This is a genomic window from Chitinophaga sp. (genome assembly GCF_035564935.1).
Classification (GTDB): domain Bacteria; phylum Bacteroidota; class Bacteroidia; order Chitinophagales; family Chitinophagaceae; genus Chitinophaga.
The window spans coordinates 1-9,839 of the sequence record NZ_DATMTE010000708.1 but is presented as its reverse complement, the minus strand read 5'-3'; the positions used below and the strand labels follow the sequence as shown (position 1 = coordinate 9,839).

The 9,839-nt window shown below is 46.1% G+C and carries 10 protein-coding genes; all 10 read left to right on the top strand.

The features are described 5' to 3' along the window. Positions 1 to 488 (top strand): peroxiredoxin (locus tag VN105_RS18330; protein WP_325642978.1); only part of this gene is annotated, 488 nt, incomplete at its 5' end. Between the two features lie 95 nt (positions 489 to 583). Further along, positions 584 to 1,171, top strand: coding sequence for a carboxymuconolactone decarboxylase family protein (locus VN105_RS18325; RefSeq protein ID WP_325642977.1), 588 nt, complete (start codon positions 584 to 586; stop codon positions 1,169 to 1,171). 192 nt (positions 1,172 to 1,363) lie between these two features. Further along, positions 1,364 to 1,600, top strand: coding sequence for a 50S ribosomal protein L28 (rpmB, locus tag VN105_RS18320; RefSeq protein WP_089759466.1), 237 nt, complete (start codon positions 1,364 to 1,366; stop codon positions 1,598 to 1,600). 30 nt (positions 1,601 to 1,630) lie between these two features. Next, positions 1,631 to 1,813, top strand: a complete 183-nt coding sequence (gene rpmG / locus VN105_RS18315; protein ID WP_079468086.1) for a 50S ribosomal protein L33 — start codon at positions 1,631 to 1,633, stop codon at positions 1,811 to 1,813. Between the two features lie 72 nt (positions 1,814 to 1,885). After that, on the top strand, positions 1,886 to 2,059 hold the full coding sequence (locus tag VN105_RS18310; protein ID WP_142685122.1) for a DUF4295 domain-containing protein: 174 nt from the start codon (positions 1,886 to 1,888) through the stop codon (positions 2,057 to 2,059). A gap of 186 nt (positions 2,060 to 2,245) precedes the next feature. Beyond that, positions 2,246 to 3,208, top strand: coding sequence for a signal recognition particle-docking protein FtsY (ftsY, locus tag VN105_RS18305; RefSeq protein WP_325642976.1), 963 nt, complete (start codon positions 2,246 to 2,248; stop codon positions 3,206 to 3,208). A 207-nt stretch (positions 3,209 to 3,415) separates the two neighbouring features. After that, positions 3,416 to 4,297 carry a cupin-like domain-containing protein gene (locus VN105_RS18300; protein ID WP_325642975.1) on the top strand — a complete coding sequence of 294 codons (882 nt, stop codon included), beginning with the start codon at positions 3,416 to 3,418 and terminating at the stop codon, positions 4,295 to 4,297. Between the two features lie 215 nt (positions 4,298 to 4,512). Beyond that, positions 4,513 to 5,829, top strand: a complete 1,317-nt coding sequence (gene rimO, locus VN105_RS18295; RefSeq protein WP_325642974.1) for a 30S ribosomal protein S12 methylthiotransferase RimO — start codon at positions 4,513 to 4,515, stop codon at positions 5,827 to 5,829. Positions 5,830 to 5,956: 127 nt separating this feature from the next. Beyond that, positions 5,957 to 7,723, top strand: a complete 1,767-nt coding sequence (locus VN105_RS18290) for a DEAD/DEAH box helicase (RefSeq protein ID WP_325642973.1) — start codon at positions 5,957 to 5,959, stop codon at positions 7,721 to 7,723. Positions 7,724 to 7,873: 150 nt separating this feature from the next. Then, positions 7,874 to 9,832: a 1,4-alpha-glucan branching protein GlgB gene (glgB, locus tag VN105_RS18285; protein WP_325642972.1), complete on the top strand. Its 1,959-nt coding sequence runs from the start codon at positions 7,874 to 7,876 to the stop codon at positions 9,830 to 9,832. Positions 9,833 to 9,839: the final 7 nt, after the last annotated feature.

The window sequence follows — 9,839 nt, the reverse complement described above, 5'->3', positions numbered from 1 at the left end:
TTGAAAAGGGTAAAGAATTTTATGAATTGTCTTCAGAAGAACTGAAAAACTCCGGCAAATGGATGGTGATGTTCTGGTGGCCTAAAGACTTTACTTTCGTATGTCCTACTGAAATAGCTGAATTTAACAAACATGCGCAGGATTTTGCTGATCGTGATGCAGTGTTGATCGGTGCATCTACTGACAGTGAGTTTGTACATGCTGCATGGAGAAGAGATCATGAAGATCTGCGCGGACTGCAGTTCCCTATGCTGGCTGATACTTCCAAATCCCTGGCAACTGAGCTGGGTATCCTGGAAGCCAATGAAAAAGTGGCTTACCGTGCTACTTATATTGTAGATCCCCAGGGTATTGTACGTTGGGTTTCCCTGTACGACCTGTCTGTAGGCCGTAGCGTGAAAGAGGTACTGCGTGTGCTGGATGCCCTGCAAACAGATGAGCTGTGCCCTTGCAACTGGACTAAGGGAGAAGCTACACTGACTGCTTAATTAATCAAGTCATTTACTGTTTTATTACGGGAGAAGTAGTCCTGCGGGGATTGCTTTTCCCCGTAATAAAATGAATAAATAAAAAAGTACATATTATGTTTGCAACAACAAATCAGGATACGGCGGTACAATTACTGGAAGCGGTGGGATTAACGGCGGAAGCGGTGTCTGGTAAACTGCAATCCCTGGTGAATGTGGATGCGCGTTACCTGAAGGATCTGAAGATCAATGTGTCTAATTCCCTGGCGGCGCCTACGCTGCAGAAGAAGGAGGCTTATATGATCGGGCTGGCAGTAGCGGTGAATGAGAAACATGCGGAGCTGCAGGCGTCGTTTGAGAAGCTGGCTGTACAGGAAGGAGCAACGGATAAGGAAATAGCAGAGGTGATCAGTTGTACCTCCCTCATGAGTGCCAATAATGTGTTTTACCGTTTCAGGCATTTTGTGAATAAGGAATTTTATACGAACACCCCGGCAGGTATCCGGATGAGCATTATGGCAAACCCGGTGCTTGGGAAAGAGTTTTTTGAGTTACTGAGCCTGGTGGTTTCTGCGCTGAATGGTTGTGAAATGTGCGTTACTTCCCATGAAGAAGCATTGCTGAAGCATGGAACGGATCAGCAGCGGGTGTTGGAGTCGGTAAGATTGGGAGCAGTTTTGCGTAGCCTGATCGTGCTGTTGTAAAAAAATATTCCGGCAAAAGACAGATGGAAATCTGCCATATAATTATTTGGTTATCAATCTTTTGCATTGTGTTCACAACTTAAGGGAGCACTTTTTACAGGTGACTTTTATGCATTTGTGAATAAATTCATTTAATAATATTTGCAAAATCCACAAAAAAATTGGACTTTTGCATTCCTAAATTTTTAGATCATGGCAAGAGTATGTCAGGTGACAGGAAAGAAGCCGATTACAGGTCACCATGTTTCCTTCTCCAACATTAAGACAAACAGAAGGTTTCTTCCTAACCTGCAAAAGAAACGTTTTTTCCTGGCAGAAGAGGACAAATGGATATCATTGAAAGTATCTGCTGACGGTTTGAGAACCATCAACAAGAGAGGTTTGTATGCAGTTGTGAAGGAATTGCGTGCAGCTGGTCAGGAAATCTAATTCTAAGACTCACTTAATTTGTAATACACAATGGCAAAAAAAGGTAATAGAGTACAGGTAATTCTGGAGTGCACAGAGCACAAAGCTTCTGGTCAGCCCGGAACTTCCCGTTACATCTCTAACAAAAATAAGAAGAACACTCCTGAGCGTCTGGAGTTGAAGAAGTACAATCCTATTTTAAGGAAAGTGACTGTACACAAAGAAATCAAATAATAATTGTTGATGGTGAATGGCTGTATCAGTATACTGCCAATAGCCATTAGACCATAAAAACAATAGAATACCATGGCAAAAGTAGCTTCAAAGAACGCGAAAGTAAAAGATGCTAAAGCAGCAGCTGAATCAAAGGTATGGACCAAGGTGATCAGGGCAGTACGCTCTCCTAAAACCGGTGCATACACCTTTAAGGAAGCTATCGTGCACAAGGATAAGATCCAGGAGCACATGAACCAAAAGTAATTCGGCTTTACTAATAATACTGAAAAGCTGTCCTGTTAAAGGACAGCTTTTTGCGTTATGCGGATTTTGTCTGAGTCAGACAAAATCCCCGTAAATCCGCTAAAAGGTGTATTTTAGCACCCTATTGCAAATGCTGTCACGGATAACTCAAAAAACGGAACATACCGGACCCAATTAATCTAAATTATGAGCTTTTTCAATAAACTATTTTCCAGGGAGAAGAAGGAGAATCTGGACCAGGGATTACAAAAAACGAAAGAGAGCTTCCTCGGTAAAATAGGACGCGCCATTGCCGGAAAATCCACTGTAGATACTGAAGTATTGGATAACCTGGAAGATGCCCTTGTTTCTGCGGATGTTGGCGTAGATACCACTGTAAAGATCATTGACCGGATAGAGCAACGAGTGGCTAAAGATAAATATCTGGGAACCAGTGAATTAAACAGGATGTTGCAGGAAGAAATTGCAGCATTGCTGGTAGATGCACCCGATAGCGGTTTCCGGGATTTTGAAGTACCCGAAGGTAAAAAGCCTTATGTGATCATGGTGGTAGGCGTAAATGGCGTGGGCAAAACCACTACCATCGGTAAACTGGCCTATAACTTCAAGAAAGCAGGTAAGTCGGTAATGCTGGGCGCAGCGGATACTTTCCGTGCAGCGGCGGTGGACCAGCTTACTATCTGGAGTGAAAGAGTGGGGGTGCCTATTGTAAAACAGCAGATGGGATCAGATCCAGGTGCAGTGGCTTTCGATACCGTACAGAGCGGCGCCGCAAAAGATGTGGATGTAATAATTATAGATACCGCAGGCCGTTTACATAACAAGCTTCACCTGATGGATGAGCTTGGGAAAATCAAGCGGGTAATGAAGAAAGTGATCCCCGACGCTCCGCACGAGGTATTGCTGGTACTGGATGGCTCTACCGGGCAGAATGCGCTGGAACAAGCCAAACAGTTTACAGCCACTACCGAAGTAACAGCCCTCGCTATTACCAAACTGGATGGTACAGCGAAAGGCGGCGTGGTACTGGCCATCGCCAACCAGTTTAAAATACCGGTAAAATACATTGGTATAGGAGAGAAAATGGAGGATTTACAGGTATTTAATAAGGAATCTTTCGTAGAATCACTGTTTAGTGTAAATTCCTGATTTACTTGTTGTTGTGAAGCTTGTTTATCAATCAGTATAAATCTTATTTAATATTTTACTTTAGGTAAAAACAATCGGGCTCCAACAGGAGCCCGGCTCATTTTTTGATTAACTTTAAAGCACTTCGTTTGTAGTTATAAAATAACACCGCATTTATTACATTTGAATAATTGTTCCCTTTTTGTACCCTTTTAACAATTCGTAAGTATGATAATACAACACATAGATCGAGTTGAAAATATTACACCAGCGGAATTTAAGAAGAACTACTATCATCCACGTAAACCTGTAATCATTCCGGCATCAGCACTTAGCCAACACTGGCCGGCCTACAACAAGTGGACATGGGATTATTTCAAATCAATAGTCGGGCACAAGACGGTTGGGGTATATAATAATGAACGCGCCAACGAAAATACCCTTGTAAACGGAGCAGATGACTACATTACTTTCGGGGCATACCTCGATATGATACAACAGGGACCGGTGGCGCTGCGGATTTTCCTGTTTAACATTTTTCAGCATGCCCCCCAGCTGGTGGAAGATTTCACTTTCCCGGATGAATTTGCTTCCGGGTTCCTGAAAAAGTATCCCATGCTTTTTGTGGGTGGTGCAGGATCTGTAGCGCATATGCACTATGATATAGATCTTTCGCATATTTTCCATACCCAATTCATTGGCCGTAAGAGGGTATTGCTGCTGGAGAATAACCAGTCGCCCCTCATTTACCGGATGCCTTTTACGGTAGAGAGCGCCGCCAACTTTGTAAACTGGAGTGAACGGCTGGACCAGGACCAGTTCCCGGCGCTGAAACATGCAAAGGGATATACCACTATCCTGAACCATGGCGATACGATGTTTATGCCGGCTGGTTACTGGCACCATATGGAGTACCTGGATGGCGGTTTTGCCATGAGCCTCCGGGCGCTGGACCCATCTTTTGTAAACAAGCTCAACGGGCTTTATCACCTGGTGGGCCTGCGGGGAATGAATAACCTCATGATCAGGATGGCCCCTAAATGGTGGTATCATTATAAAAGACAAAAAGCCCGGGAACGTGCCGAAAAGGCCATGCAGATGCTGGGCTAACCCGATTCCAACGTTATGCTAAGTAACTAATCAACAGTTACTTAGCATTAATTTCCGATTGTCAAATCTTTTCTCTACCTTTGCACCTTCCTTAACCCCCACTAAGACTCAAGTCACATACAGTAAGTCTGCTGTTACATTCAATCAGTGTCTGTGTGTCTTCGTGGCGGTAGCGGTTCAGCAAATAATTGACCGCTTGTTTAAAACATTCGCGCTTGAAGACAAAAACTTTAAAGAAAGACAAGGTTAATATTATTACGCTTGGTTGTTCCAAGAATATGGTGGATTCAGAGGTGCTGAGCGGACAGCTCATGGCTAATGAAATTGATGTGGTGCATGAAAGCGCCAAACGCGACCACAATATTGTTGTAGTGAACACTTGCGGGTTTATTGACAAGGCCAAAGAAGAATCGATTAACACCATCCTGGAGCAGGTAGAGCTGAAGCAGCGTGGCAAACTGGATAAGGTGTATGTAACGGGTTGCTTAAGTGAGCGTTACCGGGGCGACCTGGAATCGGAAATTGCCGGAGTAGATGCCTGGTTCGGAACCATGGAACTGCCCCTGATCCTGAAAAAATTTGATGCAGATTATAAAGCAGAACTGGTTGGAGAAAGATTACTGAGTACCCCCTCTCATTATGCTTACCTGAAAATAGCAGAGGGTTGTAACCGTACCTGTTCTTTTTGTGCCATCCCGCTGATGCGGGGAGGACATGTTTCCAAACCTATTGAGGAACTGGTAACAGAGGCACAGAAGCTGGTGAAATCAGGTGTAAAGGAAATCATGCTCATTGCGCAGGAACTGACCTACTATGGCCTTGACCTGTACAAGCAGCGCCGTTTGGGCGACCTGATGCGGGCACTAGCTGGTGTGGAAGGATTGCAATGGATCCGGCTGCACTATGCGTATCCTACCAAGTTCCCGATGGAGATCCTGGATGTAATGAACGAGTTCCCGAATATCTGTAACTACATCGATATGCCGCTGCAACATGCTTCCAATGCCATGTTGAAGGCGATGAAACGCCAGATCACCCGGGAGGAAATTGAGCAGCTGGTACATGATATCCGTGCGAAAGTACCGGGTATTTGTTTACGTACCACGCTGATTGCAGGTTTCCCAGGTGAAACGGAAGATGATGTGGAAGAACTGAAAGGATTCCTGGAAAGAATGCGTTTCGACCGGGTAGGAGTATTTACCTACAGCCATGAAGAAGGCACCAGCGCTTATGAGCTGGAAGATAATATCCCTGCAGAAGAAAAGGAAAGAAGAGCGCAGGAAATTATGGAAGTACAGCAGGAAATCTCCCTGGAAAAAAACCAGGAAAAAGTAGGGAAGACCTTTAAAGTAATAGTAGACAAAAAAGAGGCAGGCCGATACCTTGCCCGTACCGAGTTTGATTCGGTGGAAGTAGATAATGAAGTGATCATAGACACCACCAAACGCCTGAAACCGGGGGATTTCGTGGAAGTGCGTATCACCAAAGCGTTTGACTACGACCTCGAAGGAGAACTGGTAGCTAACAGTTAAAGACTGAAGCCATCAACACAGCCGATAGCTAACCGCTAAAAGCTGAAAATAATATTTCTAACAGCTGATAGCTAACTGCTAAAGGCTATATCCACAGCTCCCGACGGAGCTTGATTAATGCAAATCAATGACTACATTTGAATCACTGGGCTTACAAGAGCCTATTTTAAAGGGAATTACGGACCTGGGCTTCGTTTCCCCAACTCCCATCCAGGAACAGGCAATACCAGTATTGTTAGGAGGCGACCGCGATTTCGTAGGTCTTGCCCAGACGGGCACCGGTAAAACTGCCGCATTTGGACTGCCACTGCTGCAGCAACTGGATCTGAAAATAAATAAACCACAGGGCCTCATTTTGTGCCCTACCCGTGAACTCTGTTTACAGATCACCAATGATCTGAAAAACTTCAGCAAATACCTGGGCGATGTGAGCATCGTGGCGGTATATGGCGGTTCCAGCATTGTTCAGCAGCTGCGTGAACTGAAAAGAGGAGTACACATCGTAGTGGCTACTCCCGGCCGTTTACTGGATATCATTGACCGTGGTGCGGTTAACTTTGAAAATGTGCGCTACGCTGTACTGGATGAAGCAGATGAAATGCTGAACATGGGATTCCAGGAAGATATCAACAGTATCCTGTCCAACACACCTGAAGGTAAAACCACCTGGTTGTTTTCTGCTACTATGCCGCAGGAAGTTCGCCGTATCGCCAAAAAATACATGGAGGATCCGTTTGAACTGACCGTAGGCAGCAAAAACAGCGGTAACGTTAATATTGAGCACGAATACTATGTTGTGCGCCCGCGCGAAAAATACGCGGCCCTCAAACGTATCGTGGATTTCAACCCTGAAATTTTTGGTATCATCTTTACCCGTACCAAAATTGAATCACAGGAAATTGCCGAATCACTGATCAAGGATGGTTACAATGCAGATGCCCTGCATGGCGACTTAACCCAGCAACAGCGTGATAAGGTAATGAAACGCTTCCGCGAAAGAGCGCTGCAGGTGCTGGTTGCTACAGACGTGGCTGCGCGTGGTATTGACGTTGACAATGTAACACACGTAATCAACTACGACCTGCCGGACGACGTGGAAAACTACACCCACAGAAGCGGCCGTACCGGAAGGGCAGGTAAATCAGGTATCTCTATTGCTGTGATCAGCAGTCGTGATATCGGGAAGATCCGCCAGATTGAACGTGTGATCCAGAAGAAATTTGTGAAAGCGGAAGTACCGGATGGTTTCGCGGTTTGTGAAAAACAACTGTTTGGCCTGGTACATAAAGTACATAACGTAGTAGTAAACGACGAACAGATTGAACCTTACATGGAACGCATCAACGAAGAGTTTGCATCCATGAGCAAAGAAGACCTGATCAAACGTTTTGCTTCCCTGGAGTTCAACCAGTTCCTGGAATACTACCAGGATGCACCGGATCTGAACGCGAAAGACGACAGGCGCAGTACATTCGGGGAAGACAAGGGCCCACGCAGAAGCGATGGCAAGTTCACCCGTTTGTTTATTAACCTGGGTTCTGTAGACGATTTCAACCGCGGCGATATGCTCCGTTACCTGTGTGATAATACCGGTTTACGTGGCAACAAAATTGGCCGTATTGATCTGAAAGGCGTTTATTCCTTCTTTGAAGTAGAAAACGATGAACTGGCAAAAGTAACCGAGGCCTTCAAGAAAGTGGAATACAATGGCCGCAGTGTGAGGATTGAAATGTCGCAGGATGGCGACAGGCGTCCACGTTCCGGCGGTGATTACAGTCCGCGTAAAAGAAGCTGGAGCTCTGAAGGCGGCCGCCCGGGCGGTAACCGCAGCGGTGGCGACAGGCGCGAGTCTTTCGGCAGTGGTGGCAAGCCCCCGTTCCGCAAGAAATACTAATCCGCACATCGGAATAGCGATATAAATGAAAAAGGTGTCCATAGGGCACCTTTTTTGTTTTCATGAAAAAAATATCTGTTTCATCCCAGCTGTCATTTTCCCGAAAATTAAACTATCTTGTTAATCAAGACACCCAATTCACACGTTACTATGACCGGAGATACAAATCGCGCAATACAGTATGTAGAACCATTCACCCTGTTTTCTTCCAGTGATATCACCCTTTTTCAGGCCGGCTCACATTACCGGCTATACGAAAAATTCGGGGCGCATGCCACAGAAGTGGAAGGCGCCAGTGGAACATACTTTGCCGTTTGGGCGCCGGATGCTGCCTTTGTGGCTGTAATGGGTGATTTTAACGGGTGGGATCATTACCGTCATACCCTTTACCCGCGGTGGGACAGCTCCGGTATCTGGGAAGGTTTCGTGCCTGGCGTAAAACCCGGCGCGCTCTACAAATATTTTATCCGTTCCAACAGCGGGGAAGAGCTGATCAAGGGAGATCCTTATGCCAATCACTGGGAGGTGCGTCCTAAAACCGCTTCCATAGTATGCCCGCTCGATTATGAATGGGACGATAAAAAATGGATGGACCACCGCCGGAGCATCAATGCATTGGACCGGCCTTTTGCCGTATACGAAGTGCACCTGGGCTCCTGGCGCCGCCCTGATCCTGCTGATCCTGAGCGGGTATACTCTTACCAGGAAATAGCCGAAATGCTGGTGCCGTATGTGAAGGAAATGGGCTTTACCCATGTGGAGCTGATGCCCGTAATGGAACATCCTTTTGATGGCTCCTGGGGTTACCAGATCACCGGGTACTTTGCACCTACTTCCCGGCACGGTACGCCGCAGGATTTTATGGAAATGGTGGAAGCCTTCCACCTGGCCGGTATTGGCGTGATACTGGATTGGGTACCTTCCCATTTCCCGTATGATGCGCATGGGTTATTCCGGTTCGACGGATCACATGCCTATGAGTATGCCGATATGCGCAAAGGCTATCACCCCGACTGGAACAGCTATATTTTTAATTATGCCAGGAATGAAGTACGGTCGTTTTTGCTGAGCAATGCCATTTTCTGGTTCGACCGGTTTCATGTAGACGGGATACGTGTAGATGCAGTGGCCTCTATGATCCACCTGGATTATTCCAGGGAAAGAGGTGCGTGGGAACCCAACGAAGTGGGGGGCAATGAGAACCTGGAAGCCATCAGTTTCCTGAAAAAACTGAATGAAACGGTGTATGCGCTGTTCCCTGATGTACAAACCATTGCAGAAGATTCTACTTCGCATTACGGCGTATCAAGACCCACTTTTATGGGAGGATTGGGTTTTGGAATGAAATGGATGATGGGATGGATGAATGATACCATCGACTATTTCAAAAAAGATCCCATTCACCGGAAGTGGTACCAGAACGATCTGACCTTCAGCATGGTATATGCATTCGGAGAGAACTTTATGTTGCCGCTTAGCCATGATGAAGTGGTGCATGGGAAGTCGCCCATGCTGTATAAAATGCCTGGCGACGACTGGCAGAAGTTTGCCAATCTCCGTTTGTTATACAGTTATATGTATACGCATCCCGGTACAAAGCTGTTGTTTATGGGAGATGAGTTTGGGCAAACATCCGAATGGAATTACCGGGGAGAGCTCGACTGGCACCTGATGCAACATGCTACCCACCAGGGAATGAAAATGTTTGTAAAGGATATCAATGAATTTTACGCAGGTTCTACCGCCTTATATGAACAGCAGTTTGATCCCGCCGGTTTTGAATGGATCACGGTGAATGATTATGATAACTGCGTGCTGGCTTATATACGGAAGGGTAAGGCCGCAGGCGATATCCTGCTGGTGGTGCTGAACATGACGCCGGTAGTTCGCGAAAACTACCTGGTAGGGCTTCCGGTAGCCGGGGAGTGGGAAGAGGTACTGAACAGTGATGCACCGAAGTATTATGGCAGCGGGGTGCTGAATACAGGTGTGATCCGGACCGCCAAACAGATATATAACGGCAGGGACTATACGATTTCTTTACGCCTGCCTCCTTTGGGCGCAACTATACTCAAACTCACGCGGATTTTGTCTGACTCAGGATTATGATGATTAC